This is a genomic window from Jiangella gansuensis DSM 44835, assembly GCF_000515395.1.
Lineage (GTDB): Bacteria > Actinomycetota > Actinomycetes > Jiangellales > Jiangellaceae > Jiangella > Jiangella gansuensis.
In genome coordinates this window covers 2,504,557-2,524,955 of record NZ_KI911782.1, presented here as the reverse complement: position 1 = coordinate 2,524,955, position 20,399 = coordinate 2,504,557, and the positions used below count along the sequence as shown (strand labels likewise).

23 protein-coding genes are annotated in these 20,399 nt (G+C 71.5%); 10 read left to right on the top strand and 13 right to left on the bottom strand.

What is annotated here, in order from left to right; genetic code table 11:
- Positions 1–34 precede the first annotated feature (34 nt).
- From JIAGA_RS0112190 to JIAGA_RS0112165, 6 genes are all read right to left on the bottom strand, one after another.
- Positions 35–430: a type II toxin-antitoxin system VapC family toxin gene (locus JIAGA_RS0112190; RefSeq protein WP_026875876.1), complete on the bottom strand. Its 396-nt coding sequence runs from the start codon at positions 428–430 to the stop codon at positions 35–37.
- Positions 427–678 (bottom strand): type II toxin-antitoxin system Phd/YefM family antitoxin, encoded by a 252-nt coding sequence (locus tag JIAGA_RS0112185; RefSeq protein ID WP_035814060.1) that lies wholly within the window; start codon positions 676–678, stop codon positions 427–429. Before JIAGA_RS0112185 ends, JIAGA_RS0112190 begins: the two co-directional genes overlap by 4 nt.
- Positions 679–813: 135 nt before the next feature.
- On the bottom strand, positions 814–1,428 hold the full coding sequence (locus tag JIAGA_RS0112180; RefSeq protein WP_026875874.1) for a response regulator transcription factor: 615 nt from the start codon (positions 1,426–1,428) through the stop codon (positions 814–816).
- Entirely contained in the window at positions 1,425–2,699 is a 1,275-nt protein-coding gene (locus JIAGA_RS0112175; protein WP_035814057.1) for a sensor histidine kinase, read from the bottom strand. Before JIAGA_RS0112175 ends, JIAGA_RS0112180 begins: the two co-directional genes overlap by 4 nt.
- Positions 2,700–2,732: 33 nt before the next feature.
- Complete coding sequence (locus tag JIAGA_RS0112170) at positions 2,733–3,554, bottom strand: ABC transporter permease (protein WP_026875872.1); 822 nt, start codon at positions 3,552–3,554, stop codon at positions 2,733–2,735.
- Positions 3,551–4,483: an ABC transporter ATP-binding protein gene (locus JIAGA_RS0112165; RefSeq protein WP_157553063.1), complete on the bottom strand. Its 933-nt coding sequence runs from the start codon at positions 4,481–4,483 to the stop codon at positions 3,551–3,553. Before JIAGA_RS0112165 ends, JIAGA_RS0112170 begins: the two co-directional genes overlap by 4 nt.
- 268 nt (positions 4,484–4,751) lie before the next feature.
- Here JIAGA_RS0112165 and JIAGA_RS29345 point away from each other — a divergent pair, with 268 nt between their 5' ends.
- A complete protein-coding gene (locus JIAGA_RS29345) occupies positions 4,752–7,787 on the top strand; it encodes a S8 family serine peptidase (protein WP_051426003.1) in 3,036 nt (1,011 codons plus the stop codon).
- Between the two features lie 157 nt (positions 7,788–7,944).
- A complete protein-coding gene (locus JIAGA_RS0112155) occupies positions 7,945–8,970 on the top strand; it encodes a M48 family metallopeptidase (RefSeq protein ID WP_026875870.1) in 1,026 nt (341 codons plus the stop codon).
- A 129-nt stretch (positions 8,971–9,099) separates the two neighbouring features.
- On the opposite strand, the gene nusB is transcribed toward JIAGA_RS0112155, so the two are convergent.
- From nusB to JIAGA_RS0112140, 3 genes are all read right to left on the bottom strand, one after another.
- Positions 9,100–9,510 (bottom strand): transcription antitermination factor NusB, encoded by a 411-nt coding sequence (gene nusB / locus JIAGA_RS0112150; protein WP_026875869.1) that lies wholly within the window; start codon positions 9,508–9,510, stop codon positions 9,100–9,102.
- Between the two features lie 12 nt (positions 9,511–9,522).
- Positions 9,523–10,083 (bottom strand): elongation factor P, encoded by a 561-nt coding sequence (gene efp, locus JIAGA_RS0112145; protein ID WP_026875868.1) that lies wholly within the window; start codon positions 10,081–10,083, stop codon positions 9,523–9,525.
- 67 nt (positions 10,084–10,150) lie between these two features.
- Positions 10,151–11,260: a M24 family metallopeptidase gene (locus JIAGA_RS0112140; protein WP_026875867.1), complete on the bottom strand. Its 1,110-nt coding sequence runs from the start codon at positions 11,258–11,260 to the stop codon at positions 10,151–10,153.
- Between the two features lie 104 nt (positions 11,261–11,364).
- Here JIAGA_RS0112140 and JIAGA_RS0112135 point away from each other — a divergent pair, with 104 nt between their 5' ends.
- From JIAGA_RS0112135 to JIAGA_RS0112125, 3 genes are read left to right on the top strand one after another with little or no spacing between them, the layout of a single operon-like run.
- The gene (locus tag JIAGA_RS0112135; RefSeq protein ID WP_026875866.1) at positions 11,365–11,838 is read left to right on the top strand and encodes a hypothetical protein; all 474 of its coding nucleotides are present in this window, start codon (positions 11,365–11,367) and stop codon (positions 11,836–11,838) included.
- Between the two features lie 47 nt (positions 11,839–11,885).
- The gene (locus tag JIAGA_RS0112130; RefSeq protein WP_026875865.1) at positions 11,886–12,191 is read left to right on the top strand and encodes a toxin-antitoxin system HicB family antitoxin; all 306 of its coding nucleotides are present in this window, start codon (positions 11,886–11,888) and stop codon (positions 12,189–12,191) included.
- The gene (locus JIAGA_RS0112125; protein ID WP_026875864.1) at positions 12,188–12,646 is read left to right on the top strand and encodes a type II toxin-antitoxin system VapC family toxin; all 459 of its coding nucleotides are present in this window, start codon (positions 12,188–12,190) and stop codon (positions 12,644–12,646) included. The genes JIAGA_RS0112130 and JIAGA_RS0112125 overlap by 4 nt, the downstream gene beginning before the upstream one ends.
- A gap of 54 nt (positions 12,647–12,700) precedes the next feature.
- On the opposite strand, the gene aroQ is transcribed toward JIAGA_RS0112125, so the two are convergent.
- Positions 12,701–13,141 carry a type II 3-dehydroquinate dehydratase gene (aroQ, locus tag JIAGA_RS0112120; protein WP_026875863.1) on the bottom strand — a complete coding sequence of 147 codons (441 nt, stop codon included), beginning with the start codon at positions 13,139–13,141 and terminating at the stop codon, positions 12,701–12,703.
- A 112-nt stretch (positions 13,142–13,253) separates the two neighbouring features.
- Here aroQ and JIAGA_RS0112115 point away from each other — a divergent pair, with 112 nt between their 5' ends.
- Complete coding sequence (locus tag JIAGA_RS0112115) at positions 13,254–13,757, top strand: pyridoxamine 5'-phosphate oxidase family protein (RefSeq protein ID WP_026875862.1); 504 nt, start codon at positions 13,254–13,256, stop codon at positions 13,755–13,757.
- A gap of 20 nt (positions 13,758–13,777) precedes the next feature.
- On the opposite strand, the gene aroB is transcribed toward JIAGA_RS0112115, so the two are convergent.
- From aroB to aroC, 3 genes are read right to left on the bottom strand one after another with little or no spacing between them, the layout of a single operon-like run.
- Entirely contained in the window at positions 13,778–14,884 is a 1,107-nt protein-coding gene (gene aroB, locus JIAGA_RS0112110) for a 3-dehydroquinate synthase (RefSeq protein ID WP_035812462.1), read from the bottom strand.
- The gene (locus JIAGA_RS0112105) at positions 14,874–15,374 is read right to left on the bottom strand and encodes a shikimate kinase (RefSeq protein ID WP_026875860.1); all 501 of its coding nucleotides are present in this window, start codon (positions 15,372–15,374) and stop codon (positions 14,874–14,876) included. The genes aroB and JIAGA_RS0112105 overlap by 11 nt, the downstream gene beginning before the upstream one ends.
- On the bottom strand, positions 15,374–16,570 hold the full coding sequence (gene aroC / locus JIAGA_RS0112100; protein WP_026875859.1) for a chorismate synthase: 1,197 nt from the start codon (positions 16,568–16,570) through the stop codon (positions 15,374–15,376). Before aroC ends, JIAGA_RS0112105 begins: the two co-directional genes overlap by 1 nt.
- A gap of 92 nt (positions 16,571–16,662) precedes the next feature.
- Here aroC and JIAGA_RS0112095 point away from each other — a divergent pair, with 92 nt between their 5' ends.
- The 4 genes from JIAGA_RS0112095 to JIAGA_RS0112080 all read left to right on the top strand — a co-directional run bounded on the left by JIAGA_RS0112095 (position 16,663) and on the right by JIAGA_RS0112080 (position 20,353).
- Complete coding sequence (locus JIAGA_RS0112095) at positions 16,663–16,953, top strand: type II toxin-antitoxin system prevent-host-death family antitoxin (protein WP_035812459.1); 291 nt, start codon at positions 16,663–16,665, stop codon at positions 16,951–16,953.
- On the top strand, positions 16,950–17,363 hold the full coding sequence (locus JIAGA_RS0112090) for a type II toxin-antitoxin system VapC family toxin (RefSeq protein ID WP_026875857.1): 414 nt from the start codon (positions 16,950–16,952) through the stop codon (positions 17,361–17,363). The genes JIAGA_RS0112095 and JIAGA_RS0112090 overlap by 4 nt, the downstream gene beginning before the upstream one ends.
- A 75-nt stretch (positions 17,364–17,438) precedes the next feature.
- On the top strand, positions 17,439–18,965 hold the full coding sequence (locus JIAGA_RS0112085; RefSeq protein WP_026875856.1) for a TldD/PmbA family protein: 1,527 nt from the start codon (positions 17,439–17,441) through the stop codon (positions 18,963–18,965).
- A gap of 8 nt (positions 18,966–18,973) precedes the next feature.
- A complete protein-coding gene (locus JIAGA_RS0112080; protein WP_035812454.1) occupies positions 18,974–20,353 on the top strand; it encodes a metallopeptidase TldD-related protein in 1,380 nt (459 codons plus the stop codon).
- Positions 20,354–20,399 lie beyond the last annotated feature (46 nt).

Sequence of the window (20,399 nt, the reverse complement as noted above, 5' to 3'; positions counted from 1 at the left end):
GCGCCCGCTGTCGGCCCCATCACACTCGACGCACCTAGGCACCCGGCGCGACCACCCGCAAGCCCACGGCACGCGCGGCATCGCTCTGCCGCACGTCGTAGGCGACGAACTCGTCGGCCTCGATGCGGATGGCGACGGCGACATGCAGCGCGTCCAGACTGCGCAGCCGCGGCCCCGGCAGCAGTCCCGCCTCGACGAACACGGCACGGTCGGGTTCGTACAGGTCGAACCGGTCCAGCAGGTCGGTGACCCGGGACTGGTCGAATCCGGCGCGCACGGCGAGCCGGCGCAGCTCCGTCTCGACCAGCACGCTGGAGGTCATATGCGACCCACCGGCCACGCGTCCGTCGAGGTACTCCGCGAGCGCGCCCGATTCGGCCTCCTGGACCAGCAGCTTCGCCGCCGCCGACGTCTCGACGTAGAGGGTCACCGCTCGCCGCGAAGGTCGTCGAGGATGTCCTGGACCGGCGTCTCGACATGGACCCGGTCCAACCCCGCCAGACCGCCGACGACCCGCGCGCGGCGCACCCTGAGGGACTCGCGCCGTGCCCCCGGTGGCACCAGCACGGCCACCACCTCCCCATGGTTGCTGATCTCGATGCTCTCCCCCGCCTGCACCTCGCGCAGGACGGCGCTGCTGTTGTTGCGCAGTTCGCGGTGCGGGATCGTCCGTGCCATGGTCGCCACCTCCTCAGGCTGTAGCAAACGTAGCATAATTTCTCCTTCCCTGCCGCTCGCGCGGCGGCTGGCTGATCCGGACACCTCCTGTGGGTGCCGTGGGTGCGCCGTTCGTGACAGCGCGGAACCGATCGATCAGATCCAGCCGTGCCGGCGCGCGACGTGGACGGCCTCGTGCCGGTTGGCCGCACCCAGCTTCGACGCCGCCGACGAGAGGTAGTTGCGCACCGTCCCCGGCGTGAGCGAGGCACGGCGGGCGATCTCGTCGACCGGGGCGCCCTCGGCCGCCAGTTCCAGGACGTCGGCCTCGCGGGCGGTCAGCGGGCTGTCGCCGGAGCTGATGGCCTCCGCGGCCAGCTCCGGGTCGACGTACCGGCCGCCGCCGTGCACCGTCCTGACGACATCGGCCAGCACCGACGCCGACACCGTCTTCGGCAGGAACCCGCCGATGCCACCGGCCAGCGCCCGCTTCAGGTAGCCGGGCCGGCCGTGGCTGGTGACGATCATGGTCCGGCAACCGGGCACCTGATCGTGGATGTCGGCGGCCACGCTGATGCCGTCGCGGTCGGGCATCTGCAGGTCCAGGACGGCCACGTCCGGCCGGTGCGCGCGGGCCATGGCCAGAGCTTCGTCGCCGGTGGCGGCCTCGGCGACCACGTCGATCGTCTCGTCGAGCGACAACAGGGCCCGCAGCGCCGACCTGATGAGGTTCTCGTCGTCGGCCAACAGAACGCGAATCGGTGCGCTCACGTCGTCTCTCCTTCCGCCACCGCCGGCGTCGTTCCCCCCGGGCCACCGGACGGGGACGACGACAACGGCACCCGCGCGGTCAGCCGGAACCGGCCCGCGCGGCCGGTGGGCCCCGCCGTCAGCTCGCCGCCCATCCCCCGCAGCCGCTCACCCAGCCCCGCCAGCCCGCTGCCGTCGCCGGCGCCGGCGGCGTCACCGCTGACCCCGTCGTTCTCCATGGTCAGCCTCGCTTCGCCGCCCGAGCGTTCGACGGTGATGAGGCACTCACCGGCCTGGCTGTGTCGCAGTACGTTCGTCGTCCCCTCACGGGCCACCCACCCCAGCACCGACTGGACGTGGGGCGGCAGGTCGTCACTGTCGCCCACCACCCGGGTGGCGACGCCGGCCGACCGCAGGACCGACCGGGCACCGGCCAGCTCGGTGGTGAGATCGACCTCCCGGTATCCACGGACGACCTCGCGGACCTCGCGCAACGACTCCTGGGCGATGTCGTGCACCGCCATCATCTCGGCGCCGGCCTCGGCGCGGCCGCGCTGGGCCAGCGCGGCCGCCAGTTCGCTCTTGACCGCGATGACCGACAGGTTCCGGCCGAGGATGTCGTGCAGATCCCTGGAGAACCGCAGCCGTTCCTCGGCGACCGCCAGCTGCGCCTGTACCTGCCGGGAACGCTCCAGTTCCCAGATGATCCCGAGCGTCCACACCGACGCCCGGAACGCCGACCAGCCGGCCAGGAACGCCAGCAACGCCCCGGTGAACAGGGCGATCGAGTTGCGCGCCGGCCAGCCGAACAGCAGCGCCAGGCCCGCGATCGCCCCCGCCGTCACGAACACCAGCCCGAGCAGTTGCCGGCTGACCAGCCGCGGCGTCAGAGCAGAGACGAAGTAACCCACCGACAGCACGAGGGCGATCCCGGCGACGCTGCCGACGTTGTTCTCTTCGGCTGCGCCGGGCGGCTCGACGCCGAACGCCACCCCCGCCGCGATCGGGGTCAGCGGCGTCAACAGGGCCAGCGCGATGGTCGCCCGGCGCGGCCACGCCCGGCGGCCCAGGAACCACTCCAGGCCGCCGTGCAGCACCATCAGGGCGAGCGCGCCGTGCACGGCAGCGGCGGCGATCATGGCGATGCCACCGGCAGCACTGCCGCCCACCGCCGACGCCACGATCAACGCCGCAGTCAAAGGCTCGGTCGCCGCCATCATGTACAGCGAGCCACGGGTGTAGAGGTCGAAGCGTTGGGTGTTGGAGCGCTGCTCCCACCAGCGGGTGACCATCGACACGCCCTCAGCCTTTCACGGCGCCCGCGATCAGGTGCGGGGCTCCCAGCGGAACCAGCGGCGCAGCGCCCACCAGCCGACGTAAACCCAGACCACCGCGATCGCCGCGGGGACCGCCGCCTCGGCGAAGCTGGCGCCGAAGCCGACCGTGTCGCCGTCGGGCGTCTGGCCGGTGAGTCCCAGCCGGACCAGGTCGATCACCGGGGTCAGCGGTACGAACTGGACGATCTGCTGCAGGAGATCGGGCATGTTCGAGGTCGGCACCACCATGCCCGAGAAGATCATGCAGACGAACAGCACCGGCAGCGCGCTGACCTGCGCCATCTCGACGTTGCGGGTGATCGCCGTCGAGACCGCCGCCAGCAGCACGAAGATCACGACCCCGGCGGCCACGCCGACCAGCACCAGAAGGGCGTTGACCGGCGCATCCAGGCCGAACGCGATCGACGCCACCGCCCAGGTCAGGACGATCTGCACGATCGCCACCAGCACCGACGGCACAGCCGTCCCGGTCAGGATCTCCGCATCGGTCAGCTCGCCCACCCGTAGCCGCTTGAGCACCAGGTCCTCACGGCGCCCGACATAGGCGGTGACGAGGTTGTAGTAGACGACGTAGAGCAACGCGAAGCCGGCCAGCATCGTGACCGTCAAAGACGCCATCGACAGTCCGGTGTCGTCACCGAGGTCCATCGAGCTCAACGCCCCGACGGTCATCACCGGCAGGACCAGCGCGGTGAACATGGCCGTCCGGTTGCGCAGCAGCATGCGCAGCTCGGACCGGGCCAGTGCCCGCACTCGTCGCAGTGATCGGGTCATCGTCGAACCGGTCGCCCTCTCGACCATGGCACTCATGCGAAGACCTCCTCGTTCGTCGGGACGTCGGCCTCGTCGGCGACCGCCAGGAACGCCTGCTCCAGCGACGCCGGCCGGGCGGACAGCTGGTCCAGCTCCAGGCCCCGTTCCGCGGCCCACAGCAGCAGCGTCGTCAGCGTCGACTGCAGCCGGTCCGTGCGCACCTCGACCTTGACGCCGTTGTCGACGACGAGCGCGCCGGACAGGTCCGGCAGCTGCGGCCGGTCACCGCGCGACTCGAGCTCGAACGACACCGTCGCCGGCTGGGTCGCCACGACCTCCGCCACCGTCCCGGTGCGCACGACGCGGCCCTTGTGCATGATCGCCAGCCGGTCGGCCAGTTCCTCGGCCTCGTCCAGGTAGTGCGTGGTCAGCAGGACCGTGACGCCGTCGTCGAGCATCGACCGCACCAGCGCCCACGTGTCGCGGCGGCTCTCCGGGTCCAGACCGGTGGTCGGCTCGTCGAGGAACAGCACCTCCGGGCGGCCCATCACGGCCAGCGCCAGGTCGAGCCTGCGCCGCTCACCACCGGAGAGCTGCTTGATACCGACGTCGGCGCGGTCGATCATCCGGACCAGCTCCAACGCCTCCTCGATCGGGCGCGGCGTGCTCAGCGTGCCGGCCCACATCCGGGCGGTCTCGCGCACCGTCAGGTCCGGCGGGAAGCCGCCCTGTTGCAGCATGACCCCGATGCGCGGCCGCACGGTGGCGCGGTCCGCGTACGGGTCGCCGCCGAGCACGCGCACCTGGCCAGCGCTGGGCCGGGCCAGCCCTTCGACCAGTTCCAGAGTGGACGTCTTCCCAGCACCGTTGGTGCCGAGAAGCGCGAACAACTCACCCCGGGCGACCGTGAACGTCACCCCGCGCACGGCCTCGAAGCCGCCGCTGTAACTACGCCGCAGATCAGTGACTTCGACGACGTCACCCATCGCGATCTCCTCCTGTGTGTCGTGTCGGCATGGCATCAAGCCTGGTGCCCGCGACGGCGTCGACGGCGTGAACGGTGTCATCGACTGGCATGACAGATGTCATGGCCGCGCGGCCCGGGGCGGCCGGGGCGCGTCGGCCGAACGGGCGGCTGGCGGTGCGTTTCGGGCGATTCGCCTTGACCCGCCGACCAAGACCATCGAGCATGCTGCTCGCAGCGTCCGCCCGCGACCGGCGGCCCGGACGACCACCACCCCCGGGAGGACGCCCGTGTCGAACCCGACCACGCCGCACCATCGCCGCCGCGGCCGGCTGGCCGCCACCGCGGCCACCGGCGTACTGGCAGCCACCACGCTCGCCGCCGGCAGCCTTGCCCTGGCCGTTCCCGACGGCGGTGGCGCAGTGTCGCCGTCGCCGTCCAGCTACGGCGACGGTTCCTACGTCGTCGTGCTCACCGAACCGCCGGCCGCCACCTACGAGGGCGGCGTCGCCGGGCTGCGCGCAACAGCGCCGGCCGAGGGCGAGAAGATGCGCGCGGAGTCCCGCGCCGTCCGCGACTACCGCGGTCACCTGCGCGAACGCCAGGACGCCGTCGCCGACGCCGTCGGCGCCGACCCGCTGTACCAATACACGGTCGCGGTCAACGGGTTCGCCGCCGAACTGTCCGGTGAGCAAGCCGCCGACCTGGCCGCCGACCCCGGTGTCCTCGCCGTCGTCCCCGACACCCCGCGCACGGTCGACACCGTGAAGTCCCCCGACTTCCTCGGCCTGACCGGCGACGACGGCGTATGGGCCGGGCTGGGCGGGCCGGCGGACGCCGGTAGGGGCGTCGTCGTCGGCGTGATCGACAGCGGCATCTGGCCGGAGAGCGCGTCGTTCGCCGGCGCCGAGTTGGGCGATGAGCCGTCCGACGAGGTCGGCGTGCCATACCGCACGTCCGACACTGAGACGGCCATGCTGAAGGCCGACGGCGAGCTGTTCACCGGCGAATGCGAGCCGGGCGAGGACTGGACCGCCGACCTTTGCAACTCCAAGCTGGTCTCGGCGCGGTACTTCGAGGACGGCTTCGTCGCCAACGTCCCGCCGGAGCACCGCGACCCCGACGAACGCATCTCCACCCGCGACGGCGACGGCCACGGCACCCACACCGCCAGCACCGCGGCCGGCAACCACGACGTCCCGATGTCGGTCAACGGCCGCGATTTCGGCAGCGGCTCCGGCATGGCGCCGGGCGCGGCCGTCGCCGCCTACAAGGTGTGCTGGGAGGACGACGACGCCTCGACCGGCGGCTGTTACCCGTCCGACTCCGTGGCCGCCATCGACCAAGCCATCCTCGACGGCGTCGACGTCATCAACTACTCCATCTCCGGCGCCACCGACACCGTGATCGACCCGGTCGAGCTGGCGTTCATGTCGGCGGCATCGGCCGACATCTTCGTCGCAGTGTCCGCCGGCAACAGCGGGCCGGACGCGTCCACGGTCGCGCACAACAGCCCGTGGCTGACCACCGTGGCCGCCAGCACCCACGTCGCCTACGAGGGCACCGTCGAACTCGGTGACGGGCAGCGCTTCCGCGGCGCCATGATCAGCGACGTCGGGGTGCCCGAGCAGACCCCGCTGGTCTACGCGCGTGACATCGCCGTGGACGGCGCCGACCCGGCCCAGGCCGCCCTGTGCGCACCGGAGACCCTGGACGCCGCCCAGGCCGCCGGTGCCCTCGTCCTCTGCGACCGCGGCGCCTACGACCGGGTGGCCAAGTCCGCCGAGGTGCAGCGCGCCGGCGGCGTCGGCTCCGTGCTCGGCAACGTCGCCCCGGCCGAGACGGTCAACGCCGACTTCCACGTCATCCCCACCACGCACCTGGCCGCCGACGCCGCCGCCGTGGTGCGCGAGTACGCCGGCACCGACGGCGCCACCGCGGCGCTGCTGGTGGGCGACCAGACCGACCTGCCGCCCACGCCGGCACCGGTGCTTGCCGGGTTCTCCTCCCGCGGGCCGGCCCTGGCCAACGGCGGCGACGTGCTCAAGCCCGACATCGCCGCACCCGGCGTCGACGTGCTCGCCGCGGTGGCCCCGGCCCCGCACGGCGGCAACGACTTCGACTTCGTCTCCGGCACGTCCATGGCCTCGCCGCACGTCGCCGGACTGGCCGCCCTCATCCGAGGCGCTCAGCCGGAGTGGTCGGCCATGGCCGTCAAGTCGGCGATGATGACCACCGCGTACGACCTGCAGACCGCCGACGGCGGCGTGGACCGCGACCGCTTCCACGCCGGAGCCGGCCACGTCGACCCGTCCCGGTTCCTCTCCCCCGGCCTGGTCTACGAGTCCGGCGTCGACGACTGGCTGTCGTTCATCGAGGGCACCGGCGAGGACACCGGCATCCCGGGCGTCGAGCCGATCGACCCGTCCGACCTCAATCAGCCGTCCATCGCGGTCGGGTCGCTGCCCGGCAAGCAGACCGTGACTCGAACGGTAACGGCCCTCACGCCCGGCCTGTACCGCGCGTCGGTGTCGGTGCCCGGCTTCACCGCCCGGGTGACCCCGTCGGTGCTGTACTTCGGCCGCCCGGGGCAGACCAAGACGTTCGAGGTGACCCTCACCCGCACCTCCGCGCCGCTGGACGAGTACGCCCACGGCTCGCTGACCTGGAGCGGCGGCGGCACCACCGCGCGCAGCCCCATCGTGGCCCGGCCGGTCGCCGTGTCCGCGCCGGCCGAGGTGTCCGGCACCGGCAGCACCGGCGAGCTGACCTACGAGGCCACCCCGGCCGCCAGCGGCGACGTCGACCTCACCCTGCGTGGCCTCGTGCCGGGCGAGGTCACCGACGGCACCCTGACCCCCGGCGAGTCGGCGGACCCGGACGGCAACACGTCCTCGCAGCTGGTGCCGTTCGAGGTGCCGTCGGGGACGTCCCTGGCCCGGGTCGACCTGCGCGCCGGTGACGAGGCGGCCGACTACGACATGTTCGTCTTCGGCCCGGACGGCTCCGAGCTGCCGGTCAACGGCGCCACCGGAGCGGCCAGCGAGCTCGTCGACCTGACCGCGCCGGAGGCCGGCACCTACCACGTCCTGGTGCACATGTTCTCGAGCCCCGGTGGCGTGCCGGTCGACTTCAGCCTCCGCACGTTCGCCGTGGGCGCCGACGCCACCGGCAACGCGACGGTCAGCCCGGACCCGGTGCCCGGCCGGGCCGCCCGCCCCGCGAAGGTGACGGTGAGCTGGAGCGGCCTGGACGAGGGCGTGCCCTACCTGGGCACGGTCGGTTACGCCGGCACCGAGAACCAGACGGTGGTCGCCGTGGAGTGAGCTCCCCCGCCCCGCCGGGAAATGATCACGTCCACCATGCGTGCTCCCGCTTCACCAGGAATGCTTACCTGGTGAAGCGGGAGAACCCATGGTGATGGCCCGAATCCGCCGGGCCGGCTCCGGGCCGCCGGAGCGCCCGTCGGCCTACGATGACTGAATGACGACTGAGCCCGATCGCAGCCGAGTCAGATTCCCCGACATCAGCTCCCGCGCCTACGAGCACCCGGCCGATCGCGGCGCCCTGGTCGCCATGCGGTCGCTGCGCGGCTTCGACACCGTCCTGAAGAAGATGTCCGGCCTGTTCAGCGAGCGCAGCCTGCGCCTGCACTACCTCGCCGGCGGGGTCCGGGTCGGCGAGACGCAGTTCCGCGACGTCTACCAGGACGTCGTCGACGCCACCCACATCCTGGACCTCCCGGAACGGCCCGAGCTGTACATCATCTCCGACCCGTACCCGCGGGCCATGGCCATCGGAACCGACCGGCCGTTCATCGTCGTGAGTACCGGCCTGTTCGACCTCCTCGACGCCGAGGAGCGGCGCTTCGCCGTCGGGCACGAGGTCGGGCACATCCTGTCCGGGCACGCCGTCTATCGGACGCTCCTGCTGGCGCTGACCAACCTCGCGCTGCGGGTGGCCTGGATCCCGCTCGGATACATGGGGCTGCGCGCCATCGTGCTCGCGCTGGAGGAATGGCACCGCAAGTCCGAACTGTCGTGTGACCGCGCCGGACTGCTGACCTCGCAGGACCCCGATGCCGCCAAGCGGGCGCTGATGAAGATGGCCGGTGGCTCTCGGCTCGGCGAGATGAGCGTCGACGCGTTCCTGCAGCAGGCCCGCGAGTACGACGCCGGCGAGGACGCTCGCGACGGCGTCATCAAGCTACTGAGCCTGATGGGCCGCACCCACCCGCACGCCGTCGTCCGGCTGGCGGAACTCGATCTCTGGGCCGCCTCCGGCGAGTACAGCCGCATCCTCGCCGGTGACTATCCCCGTCGCACCGACGACCGCGACGCCTCCATCAATCAGGAGGTCCGCAACGCCGCGAAGTCCTACCAGGAGTCGTGGAACCGCACCGCGGACCCGCTGATCTCGACGTTGCGCGACGTCGTCAGCGGGGTCGGCGACGCCGGTGGGAAGCTGTTCGACAACCTCAGCAACCGGATGCGCCGCCCACCGGAGTGACGCCCCGCTGGAGGCTCACGCCTGCGGACGCCCGCGGGCCGGCTCTCGCCGGCGAACTCCCGCTTCATCAGGTACGCATGCATGGTGAAGCGGGAGCACCCATGGTGCACGTGATCATTTCCGAGGGCGTCAGAGGGTGAGGCTCGGCTTGATCTCGACCAGCCGGCCGAGCAGCCCGTTGACGAACGTCGGGGACTGCTCGGTCGACAGCTCACGGGCCAGCGACACGGCCTCGTCCAGCGCCACCGGGTCGGGGACGTCGTCGCGGTAGAGCACCTCGAAGACGCCGATGCGCAGCACATTGCGGTCGACCGCCGGCATCCGCTCGAGCGTCCAGCCCTGTGCGTAGGTCGAGATCAGCTCGTCGATGCGTTCCCGGTGCGCGATGACGCCCTCGACCAGGGCGACGGTGTATTCGTTGAGCGGCTGCTCGGCGGCAGCCATCCGATGCGACAGCGTGGCGCCGAGACCCAGGCCGCGCATCTCGGACTCGTACAGGACGTCGAGCGCGCGCTTGCGGGCACGGCTCCTCGCGGGCATCCGGGCCGCCCGTCAGGTGGCTCGGCCGAGGTACGACCCGTCGCGAGTGTCGACCTTGACCTTCTCGCCGGTCGTGATGAACAGCGGCACCTGGATCTCGTAGCCGGTCTCCAGCCGAGCGGGCTTGCTGCCGCCGGTGGAGCGGTCGCCCTGCAGGCCCGGCTCGGTGTACTCGACGGTCAGGACGACCGACGCGGGAAGCTCCACGAACAGGGGCGTGCCGTCGTGCAGTCCGACGGTGGCGTCCTGGTTCTCCAGCATGAAGTTCTCCGCGTTGCCGACGGTGGCCGCCGACACGTGCGACTGGTCGTAGGTCTGCGTGTCCATGAACACGAAGTCCTCGCCGTCGCGGTACAGGTAGGTCATCTCCCGCCGGTCGACGTTGGCGGTCTCGACCTTCACGCCGGCGTTGAACGTCTTGTCGACCACCTTGCCCGACAGCACGTTCTTCAACTTGGTGCGCACGAAGGCGCCGCCCTTGCCGGGCTTGACGTGCTGGAACTCCACCACGCTCCACAGTTGGCCGTCGAGGTTGAGTACCAGGCCGTTCTTCAGGTCGTTCGTCGTCGCCACGTCGTCGTTGCCTTCTCGTCGTCGATGCCGTCCAGGACCACGCTCCGCCGCCTGCTCGCGGCGGCGGTCACGCGTCCAGGACCAGCAGGTCCTTGGTGGTCGGTGTGAGCAGCTGCGGACCGCCGGCAGCCCGAACCACCAGTGTGTCCTCGATGCGGACTCCGCCGCGTTCCGGAAGGTAGATCCCCGGCTCGACGGTCACCGCCATGCGATCGGACAGTGTACCCGTCGCGGAGTACCCGAGCGTCGGCGCCTCGTGGACCTCCAGGCCGACGCCGTGCCCGGTACCGTGCCCGAAGTTCTCCTTGTACCCGGCGCCGTCGATGATCTCACGGCTGGCGCGGTCGACCGCGACGCAGTCGTCCCCCACCTTGACGGCTTCGCGACCGGCGCGCTGCGCGTCGGCAACGAGGTCGTAGATCTCGCGCTGCCAGTCCTGCGGCTGCGCGCCGACGACGGACGTACGGGTGCAGTCGGCGTGGTAGCCGCGGTAGGAGGCACCGAAGTCGATCTTCAGCAGGTCGCCGCGTTCGACGACGCGGTCGGTCGGGCGGTGATGCGGGATCGCGCTGTGCGGCCCGGTGGCCACGATGGTCTCGAAGGCGATGCCGTCGGCACCGTGGCCGAACATCCGCCACTCCAGGTCACGGGCGATCTGCTTCTCGCTGCGCCCGACGAACCCGCCCGCGGCGTAGAGGTCCTCCAGCGCTCGGCACGACACGGCGCACGCCTCGGCCAGCAGAGCCAGTTCGTCCTCGTCCTTTACCGCGCGCAGCTTCTCGACCGCGCGGCCCAGGTGGCCGACGTCGATGGTGCTGCCGCCCGCGCCGTCCAGGGCGTTCTCGATCGAGTGCCACAGCTCGAGGGTGACAGCGTGTTCCTCGACCGCCAGCCGCACACTGCCGGACTTCGCTGCCCGGGCGGCCAGATGTGCCGCGACACTCCGCTCGATCACCAGCTCCACGTCTGGAGCCGCGGCCCGCGCGGCCGTAGCATATCGACCATCAGTCGCCAGTACTGCCGACCCGTCCGCCGTCAGGAGCAAAGCCGCGTTACTGCTGTCGAGGCCCGTCAGGTAACGGACGTTCACCAGGTTTGTGACTAGAGCTGTATCAATCTTGTCATCAGCCAGTTGCTTCGCCAGCTCGGCGCGTCGCCGTGCGTGGTTCTCCGACATCTCACCAGCCCTTTCCAGGCCTGTATCCAGCGCAGATACGAGGTCATTTCAATACTTGAGATAGGCGCTTCGCAGTTGATCACGGCTCGACTAGTCTGTTGATCATGCTCATTCTCGGCCTGATCGTCATCGTCATCCTGGCCCTCGTCATGAGCTTTTTGGTCATTCGGCAGGGCCCGCAGACCAGAACCGCACCGACGTCTTCTTCCCCTCTCACTCCCCCTCCCGGCGTGCGCCTGGGTCGCGACCTGCAGGAGGAGGTCCGCGACCTCGCCACGAGGGGCAACACCGACCAAGCCGTGAAGCACCTGCAGAAGCGGGCAGCTCTGCCCGTACCGCAGGCTACCGCGATCGTGTACGCGCTCCAGGCCGGCCAGGTCTTTCCCGAGCCGGAGCCCGCCAGCACCGCGGCACCCTCCCACGCCCAGCGGCGGGCCGCCGTCGATGCGGAGCTGCTGTCCACCTTGCGCAGCCTGGTGCACCAGGACCGGCTGCGCCGCACTGCCGCCATCCGCCTCCTCAAGGACCGCACCGGCATGAACACCCGCGACGCCCGGCGTTTCCTCGACGCCCTGTAGCCGCTGGATCTTGCTATCACGCCATGTCGTGGTGATATCATCCCGGCATGCGCCAGCTGCTGCTGCGAATCCCCGATGATCTCCACCGGCGGCTGTCCGCGCGCGCCAAGCGCGAGGGCGTCTCCATCAACGCCCTGGCCAACAAGGTCCTCTCCGCCGCCGCACCGCCACCGCCGCCGTCGGCCGACGATGTCGACGCCCGCCGCCATGAGCTGCGCGAGAAGGCCCGGGAGCTGGGCATCCTGGTCGAGAGTCCGGCGCCGCCGGTGTCGCCGCAGCGGTTCACGACGGCGTTGCGGGCCACCGAAGGCGTCGGCCCCGTCGTCGACGAGCTCTGGTCCGACGGCCGATGACCACCCTCACCTACGTCGACTCGTCGGTGCTGGTCCGTTCCTATCTCGCCGACGAACCGGAGCACGCCGCCGCCCGCCGGCTGGTGGAGAGCCGCTCGGTCCTCATGACGTCCACCCTGGCGCTGCTCGAGGTGTCGTCGACGCTGGTCCGGGCAGCGCGCAGCCGGCGCATCGGCGACGTCGACACGCTCCTGGCGAAGCTCTACGAGGAGGTGTCACCCACCGGGCCGATCGCGCTGGTCCGAGCCGACACGCTGGACACCGAGAACACGGCGCGAGTGCTCGTGCGGCGCTTCGGCATCCGCGCCCTCGACTCGCTCCACCTGGCCGTCGCCCACCTTGCCGCGCGGCCCCTCGCCGGCCCGGGCGAAGACCTCGGCTTCGCGTCCTACGACCCCGACCAGCGGGCGGCCGCCGCCGACCTCGGCTTCGTCGACCGCGCTCCCCTGCCCTGACATCCCATGATCATCGGCGATCCGCCCCGTCATGGCGGGGTGGATCGCCGATGATCATGGGGAGACGAGTCCGGCGACGGCGCGGAGCGCGAGATCGTAGGACGCCAACCCGAAGCCCGCGATCGTCCCGGTGGCGACGCCGGCGACCACGCTGGTGTGCCGGAACTCCTCGCGGGCGGCGGGGTTGGAGATGTGCACCTCGATCAGGGGCGCCCGCAGCTGGGCACACGCGTCGCGCAGAGCGTAGGAGTAGTGGGTGAACGCTGCCGGGTTGAGCACCACCGGCGTGGCGTCGTCGGCGGCCGAGTGCAGCCAGCCGACCAGCTCGGCCTCGTCGTCGGTCTGCCGGACCTCGACGTCCAGGCCGAGCGCGGCGCCGGCCTTCCCGCACCGCTCGACCAGCCCGGCGTACGACGTGTCGCCGTACACGTCCGGTTCTCTGGACCCCAGCCGGCCGAGGTTCGGCCCGTTCAGCACCAGCACCCGCGTCGTCACGCCCCGACCCTATCGAGCGCGTCGACACGGGATCTGCAGCGGGACGCGATAGCACCGCCGGGTCTGGACATTTCAGTCAGCCGGGCGGCGACTCGCGTGCCAAGATGAAGAGATGAACACCGCCGAACCGCACACCAGCTCCATGCTCGGCGACGACTCCCCGACCACGCCGTGGCCGCAGGCGCTCGAGGCACTGGACACCGCCGACACCTACTGGCTCTCGACCGTCTGCCCGGACGGCCGGCCGCACGTGGTGCCGCTGCTGGGCATCGTGCTGGACGGCACCTTCCACTTCTGCATGTGGGCCGGCAGCCGGGCCGGACGAAACCTGGCCGCCGATCCGCGTTGCGTGGTGGCCGTGAACGCAGGCGGCATCGACCTGTCCGTCGAGGGCCGGGCCGGCATCGTGCGCGACGACGCAACCCTGCGCCGGGTCGCCGAGCGATACCTGGACGTGTACGACTGGCCGGTCGAGGTGCGCGACGGCGCCTTCCACGCCGAAGGGGCGCCGACAGCCGGGCCGGGTCCGTACGACGTGCACGCCGTCGCGCCGGCGGTCGCGTTCGGGTACGGGTCGCAGACGGGCGACTACAACCCCACCCGGTGGCGGTTCTAGCCTTCGTCGCCAGTGTCGGTCTACTCCGAGCGCGCGACCTCGGCGTAGGCGGCCGCGAGCAGCTGGGGGTCGGGCGCCTCGAGGATGCCGGGCTTGGCAAGGGCGTCGAGAACGACGAAGCGCAGCCGGTCGCCGCGGCTCTTCTTGTCGATGCGCATGGTGTCGAGCAGTCGCGACCAGGCGCCCCCGTCGTACGTGGTCGGCAGGCCGAGCAGCTCGAGCACGCGGCGGTGCCGGTCGGCGGTGTCGTCATCGAGACGCCCGGCCAGCCGGCCCAGCTCGGCCGCGAAGACCATGCCGACAGAGACCGCCGCGCCGTGGCGCCAGGAGTAGCGCTCGAGCTTCTCGATGGCGTGACCGAGGGTGTGGCCGTAGTTGAGGATCTCCCGCAGCCCGGACTCGCGCAGGTCGGCGCCGACGACGTCGGCCTTGACCCGGATGGACCGCTCGACCAGCTCACGTACGTACGGCCCGTCGGGCTTGGCCGCGCCGGCGGGGTCGGCCTCGACGATGTCCAGGATGGTGGGGTCGGCGATGAAGCCGGCCTTCACCACCTCGGCCAGGCCGGCGACGTACTCGTTCACCGGCAGCGACTCCAGGGCGGCCAGATCGCACAGCACACCGGCCGGCGGATGGAACGCGCCCACGAGGTTCTTGCCCTCGGCGGTGTTGATGCCGGTCTTGCCGCCGACGGCCGCGTCGACCATGCCGAGCACCGTCGTCGGGATCGGCACCCAGCGCACCCCGCGCAGCCACGAGGCGGCGACGAACCCGGCGAGGTCGGTGGTGGCTCCCCCGCCGATGCCGACGACGGCGTCGGAGCGGGTCATGCCGATGCGCCCGAGCACCGACCAGCAGTACGCGGCGACGTCGGCGGACTTGGCTTCCTCGGCGTCGGGGACCTCGACGGCGTGCGCCTCCAGGCCCTGGGCGAGGAGGTCGTCGCGGACCGCGTCGGCCGTGGTGCGCAACGCGCCCGGATGGATGACGGCGACCCGCTGGACGCCCGCGCCGAGCAGCCCGGGCAGCTCACCGAGCAGGCCGGTGCCGACGACGACGTCATAGGGGTACTCGCCGCCGACCGGGATACGGGTCACAGGCACGGCGGAATCGGATTCAGCCGGCATGGCGGGCCACCTCGTCGGCGACGTCGTCGGGCGTGCGGCCACCGGTGTCGACCGTCACCGCGGCGACGTCCAGGTAGAGCGGGCGCCGCTCGTCGAGGAGGCGCTTGAGCTGTGCGCGGGGGCTCTCCAGCAGCAGCGGCCGGTCGCGGTTGAGGCCGACCCGGGACACCGCGTCGGCGAGGCCCACGTCGAGGAAGACCACCAGGTGACCCGCCAGCAGCTTGCGGTTGTGCTCGGAGCCGACCGCGCCGCCGCCGAGGGCCAGGACGCCGTCGTGCTCGGCCAGCCCGGTGGCGACGGCGTCGCGCTCGAGTTCCCGGAAGGCCGGCTCGCCGTCCTCGATGAAGATGTCGCTGATCGGCTTGCCCGCCGCCCGCTCGATGTCGACGTCGGTGTCGCGGAATCCGACCCCGAGGCGCCGCGCCACGAGCCTCCCGACCGTTGTCTTGCCGGCTCCGGGCGGGCCGACGACGACCACCCGTGGCGCCATCAGCGCACCGCCAGCGCGGGCGGGATGGCCTCGAGGTACGCCTTGAGGTTGCGGGCGGTCTCGGGCACGGAGTCGCCGCCGAACTTCTCCAGCGCCAGCTCTGCGACCACCAGCGCGACCATGGCCTCGGTGACCACCCCGGCGGCCGGCACCGCACACACGTCGGAGCGCTGGTGGTGGGCCTTGGCGACGTCGCCGGTGGCGGTGTCGATGGTGCGAAGCGAGCGCGGGACGGTGGAGATGGGCTTCATGGCGGCGCGGACCCGCAGTGTCTCGCCGGTGGACATGCCGCCCTCGACGCCGCCCGAGCGACCCGAGGTGCGCCGCACCCCGCCGCCGTCGACGGGCACGATCTCGTCCTGGGCCTTCGAACCACGGGTGCGGGCGAGCTCGAAGCCGTCACCGACCTCGACACCCTTGATGGCCTGGATGCCCATGAGCGCGCCGGCCAGCCGGGCGTCGAGCTTGCGGTCGCCGTGCACGTAACTGCCGACACCCGGCGGCATGCCGGTGACGACGACCTCGACGACGCCGCCCAGGGTGTCGCCCTCGAGGCGCGCGGCGTCGACCTCAGCGACCATGAGCTTGCTGGTGTCGGCGTCGAAGCAGCGCAACGGGTCGGCGTCGAGCGCGTCGACGTCGTCGGCCGTGGGCAGCGGCGAACCGGCCGGGACGGCGACCGTCCCCAGCTCGACGGTGTGGCTGACCAGCCGGATTCCGTAGGCCTGCGCGAGGAACGCCGACGCCACCGCGCCGAGCGCCACCCGGGCTGCCGTCTCGCGCGCGCTGGCCCGCTCGAGCACCGGACGGGACTCCTCGAAGCCGTACTTCTGCATGCCGGCGAGGTCGGCGTGACCGGGACGGGGCCGGGTGAGCGGGGCGTTGCGGGCCAGACCGGCCAGCTCGTCCGGGTCGACCGGGTCCGCCGACATCACCTGCTGCCACTTCGGCCACTCCGTGTTGCCCACCTGGATGGCGACGGGGCTGCCCAGCGTGCGGCCGTGCCGCAGCCCGCCCAGGACGGTGACCGCGTCGGCCTCGAACTTCATGCGCGCGCCCCGGCCGTAGCCGAGCCGGCGGCGCGCCAGCGCGGCATCGATGTCGGCCGTGGTCACCTCGACACCGGCCGGCAACCCTTCGAGGACCGCGACCAGGGCGGGGCCGTGCGACTCCCCCGCTGTCAGCCATCTGAGCATGACTGGAATTCTCCCACGCCCGCCGGGCGCGTCCGACCGCCGCCCATGATCGAGCGTTTGCCCTCCAGAACTGTTCTGTCTAGTCTGTCTAGATGGAAGCGCATTGGCAGGTGCAGGAAGCCAAGCAGCGGCTGAGCGAACTACTGCGCAAGGTCGCGGACGAGGGCCCGCAGTTCGTGACGCGGCATGGTGAGGAGGTGGCTGTCGTGATCGACATCGTGCGATATCGCGAACTCATCGGCGTCGACGTCCGGGCGGACTTCAAGCATGCCCTGACCAGCTCCGCAGCACCGTCGAACGATGTCTCCGCCGTCCTCGACGAGATCGTGGCCGAGCGCGCGCTCGACCTGCCCCGCGACGTCGACCTGGCCGGCCGCGCGTGACCTTCCTGCTCGATACCAACCTTGTCTCCGAACTGCGCAAGCGCCGGCCGGACGCCGGGGTCGCCGCCTGGTGGGCCGACGCACCGGCCAGTCGGCTCTACCTCAGCGCACTCACGGTTGGCGAGCTGCACCGCGGCGTCGAGCGCATCCGAGTCAGGGGCGACCATGCCCAAGCCGAGGCTCTCGCCGGTTGGCTGGCCGGGATCGTCCGCCAGTTCGCCGACCGCATCCTCCCGGTGGACGCCGAGGTGGCCGAGGTGTGGGGCCGCCTGCCGCGAGACCAGCCGGTCCCCGCCGTCGACGGGCTCATCGCGGCTACGGCCATCCGCCACGATCTGACGCTCGTGACGCGGAACGCGCGGGATGTAGCACGAACCGGGGTGCGCCTCGTCGACCCGTTCGAGGGCTGAGGACGTTGGCGCTTGCCGTGACGGCACCGGGAATGCCGGTGACTGGCGTTGGACCGCTGGTCTAGGCTCGGCTTCGTGCCGCACGAGATCGATCCCGCCTTTCTGGCCCTGCCGATGCGATCCTTGGCCGACGCCGCGCTGCAACGAGCCCGTGACCTGGGCGTCGAGCACGCGGATTTCCGGCTGGAGCGCATCCGCTCCCAAGACCTCTCCTTCCGCGACGGCAAGCTCGAGGGCAGCCGCGACGGCGAGGACGTCGGCTTCGCCGTCCGGGTGCTGCACGAGGGCACCTGGGGCTTCGCCGCCGCCGTCGACCTCACCACTGACGACGCCGTCAAGGTCGCTGAGCAGGCCGTCGACCTGGCGAAGGTCTCCCGGCGGCTCAGCCCGGCGAAGGTCGAGCTGGCCGACGAGCCCGTGCACCCGGACGTCACCTGGGTGTCGGCGTACGAGGTCAACCCGTTCGACGTCCCGGACACCGAGAAGATCGACCGGATGGTCGGCAACTCCGTCCGGGTGCTCGCTCAGCCCGACGTCGACCACGTCACCGCGCAGCTGCAGCAGGTGCAGGAGAACAAGTTCTACGCCGACACGCACGGCACCGTGATCACACAGCAGCGGGTCCGCCTGCACCCGGTGTTCGAGGCGGTCAAGGTCGACCCGGCGAGCGGCCGGTTCGAGACCATGCGCACCATCGCGGCACCGGCCGGGCGCGGCTGGGAGTACGCCACCGGCGCCGACGGCGTCGTCGACTGGGGCGCGGCCCTGGACGAACTCGGCCCGCTGCTGGCGGAGAAGTTCGCCGCGCCGAGCGTCACCGCGGGCCGGTACGACCTCGTCATCGACCCGACGAACCTGTGGCTCACCATCCACGAGTCCATCGGACACGCCACCGAGCTCGACCGGGCGCTGGGCTACGAGGCCAACTACGCCGGCACCTCCTTCGCCACCCTCGACCAGCTGTGGACGCTGCGCTACGGCTCCCCCGTCATGCACGTCACCGGCGATCGCACCGTCCCGCACGGCCTGTCCACCATCGGGTACGACGACGAAGGCGTGCAGACGCAGCGGTGGGACATCGTCAACGGCGGCACCCTGGTCGGCTACCAGCTCGACCGGGCGATGGCCGCTGCCAACGCGAGCGCGCTGGGGACCAGCCGCTCCAACGGCTGCGCGTTCGCCGACTCCCCCGGCCACGTGCCGGTGCAACGGATGGCGAACGTGTCGTTGCAGCCGGCCGACGGCGGCCCGTCCACCGAGGAGCTCATCTCCCAGGTCGACGACGGCATCTACATCGTGGGCGACAAGTCCTGGTCCATCGACATGCAGCGCTACAACTTCCAGTTCACCGGCCAGCGGTTCTACCGCATCCGCGGCGGCGAACTCGACGGCCAGCTGCGTGACGTCGCCTACCAGGCCACCACCACGGACTTCTGGGGCTCCATGGCCGCGGTCGGCGGCCCGCAAACCTACGTGCTGGGCGGCGCCTTCAACTGCGGCAAGGCGCAGCCCGGCCAGATCGCGCCGGTCTCTCATGGCGCGCCGTCAGCCCTCTTCAGGGACGTCCGCGTGCTCAACACCGCCGAGGAGGGTGGCCAGTGAGTGGCACCATGACGCCCCAGGAGATCGTCGAACGCTGCCTGGAGCTGTCCAAGGCCAGCGGCACCGTCGTGCTCGTCGACGAGAGCTCCACCGCGAACCTGCGCTGGGCCACCAACGCGCTGACCACAAACGGCGTCATGCGCTCGCGCGAGGTCACCGTCGTCGCCACCGTCGACGGCACCCAGGGCGTCGCGTCCGGGGTGATCGCCCGCAGCGCCGTCACACCGGAAGCACTGGAGCCGCTCGTCCGTGCCGCCGAACAGGCCGCGCGCGACAACGGCCCGGCGGAGGATGCCCAGCCGCTGGTCGACGGCGACGCGGCGGCCGACTGGGGCGACCCGGCCGGCGAGACATCCGCGGCGGCGTTCGGGCACATCGCGCCGGCACTCGGCGACGCGTTCAGCCGCGCCGACGACGAGCAGCGGCTGCTCTACGGCTACCTCGAGCACGGCGTCCGCACCACGTATCTGGGCGTGTCCACGGGGCTGCGGCTCCGGCACGAGCAACCCACCGGGCACATCGGCATCACCGGCAAGTCCGCCGATCTGTCCCGCTCGGCATGGGTCGGACAGTCGTCGCGCGACCTCGCCTCCATCGACGTCGTCACCCTCGACGCGGAGCTGACCAAGCGGCTGGGCTGGGCGCAGCGCTCCGTCGAGCTTCCGGCCGGCCGGCACGACACCGTGCTGCCGCCCGCCGCCGTCGCCGACCTGATGATCTACGCCTACTGGACCATGAGCGGCCGCGACGCCGCCGACGGCCAGTCGGTGTACTCCGCGCCCGGGGGCCGCACCCGAGTCGGCGAGCGGCTGTCGCGGCAGCCGGTGACCCTGTGGTCCGACCCGGCGGCGCCCGGCCTGGAGTGCGCGCCGGCCGTCATCGCCCACGCGTCGTCGTCGGAATCCAGTGTCTTCGACAACGGCCTGCCGGTCGGGCGGACGTCGTGGATCGAGGACGGGACGCTGAAGGCGCTGCTGCAGACTCGCCATTCGGCGGGGCTGACCGGTCTCGAGGCCACCCCCGCCGTCGACAACCTCGGCCTCACCGTCGACGGCGCCATCGGAAGCGTCGAGGACCTCGCGGCCAGCGTCGAGCGCGGGCTCATGCTCACCTGCCTCTGGTACATCCGCGCGGTCGACCCGCAGACACTGCTGCTCACCGGCTTGACCCGGGACGGCGTCTACCTGGTCGAGAACGGCGAGGTCACCGGCGCGGTGAACAACTTCCGGTTCAACGAGAGCCCGGTCGCGCTGCTGGACCGGTTCTCCCACGCCGGCGCGACGGTGCCCACGTTCAGCCGCGAATGGGGCGACTACTTCCCGCGCACGGCCATGCCGGCGCTGCGCGTGCCCGACTTCAACATGTCCTCGGTCTCCCAGGCGTCGTGAGGGTCGCCGGGCTGGTGTCTAGCATCGGATAGTCAGGTATCCGATG

What these genes read in the sequence shown, in the direction of transcription:
- JIAGA_RS0112115 (WP_026875862.1), top strand. Translation starts at nt 13,254, where the DNA reads ATGAACACCGCCGAACCGCACACCAGCTCCATGCTCGGCGACGACTCC.
- JIAGA_RS0112095 (WP_035812459.1), top strand. Translation starts at nt 16,663, where the DNA reads ATGGAAGCGCATTGGCAGGTGCAGGAAGCCAAGCAGCGGCTGAGCGAA.
- JIAGA_RS0112175 (WP_035814057.1), bottom strand. Translation starts at nt 2,699, where the DNA reads ATGGTCACCCGCTGGTGGGAGCAGCGCTCCAACACCCAACGCTTCGAC.
- aroB (WP_035812462.1), bottom strand. Translation starts at nt 14,884, where the DNA reads ATGCCGGCTGAATCCGATTCCGCCGTGCCTGTGACCCGTATCCCGGTC.
- JIAGA_RS0112130 (WP_026875865.1), top strand. Translation starts at nt 11,886, where the DNA reads ATGCGCCAGCTGCTGCTGCGAATCCCCGATGATCTCCACCGGCGGCTG.
- JIAGA_RS0112135 (WP_026875866.1), top strand. Translation starts at nt 11,365, where the DNA reads ATGCTCATTCTCGGCCTGATCGTCATCGTCATCCTGGCCCTCGTCATG.
- aroC (WP_026875859.1), bottom strand. Translation starts at nt 16,570, where the DNA reads ATGCTCAGATGGCTGACAGCGGGGGAGTCGCACGGCCCCGCCCTGGTC.
- JIAGA_RS0112125 (WP_026875864.1), top strand. Translation starts at nt 12,188, where the DNA reads ATGACCACCCTCACCTACGTCGACTCGTCGGTGCTGGTCCGTTCCTAT.
- nusB (WP_026875869.1), bottom strand. Translation starts at nt 9,510, where the DNA reads ATGCCCGCGAGGAGCCGTGCCCGCAAGCGCGCGCTCGACGTCCTGTAC.
- JIAGA_RS0112170 (WP_026875872.1), bottom strand. Translation starts at nt 3,554, where the DNA reads ATGAGTGCCATGGTCGAGAGGGCGACCGGTTCGACGATGACCCGATCA.
- JIAGA_RS0112165 (WP_157553063.1), bottom strand. Translation starts at nt 4,483, where the DNA reads ATGGGTGACGTCGTCGAAGTCACTGATCTGCGGCGTAGTTACAGCGGC.
- JIAGA_RS0112105 (WP_026875860.1), bottom strand. Translation starts at nt 15,374, where the DNA reads ATGGCGCCACGGGTGGTCGTCGTCGGCCCGCCCGGAGCCGGCAAGACA.
- JIAGA_RS0112080 (WP_035812454.1), top strand. Translation starts at nt 18,974, where the DNA reads ATGACGCCCCAGGAGATCGTCGAACGCTGCCTGGAGCTGTCCAAGGCC.
- JIAGA_RS0112140 (WP_026875867.1), bottom strand. Translation starts at nt 11,260, where the DNA reads ATGTCGGAGAACCACGCACGGCGACGCGCCGAGCTGGCGAAGCAACTG.
- JIAGA_RS0112155 (WP_026875870.1), top strand. Translation starts at nt 7,945, where the DNA reads ATGACGACTGAGCCCGATCGCAGCCGAGTCAGATTCCCCGACATCAGC.
- JIAGA_RS0112185 (WP_035814060.1), bottom strand. Translation starts at nt 678, where the DNA reads ATGGCACGGACGATCCCGCACCGCGAACTGCGCAACAACAGCAGCGCC.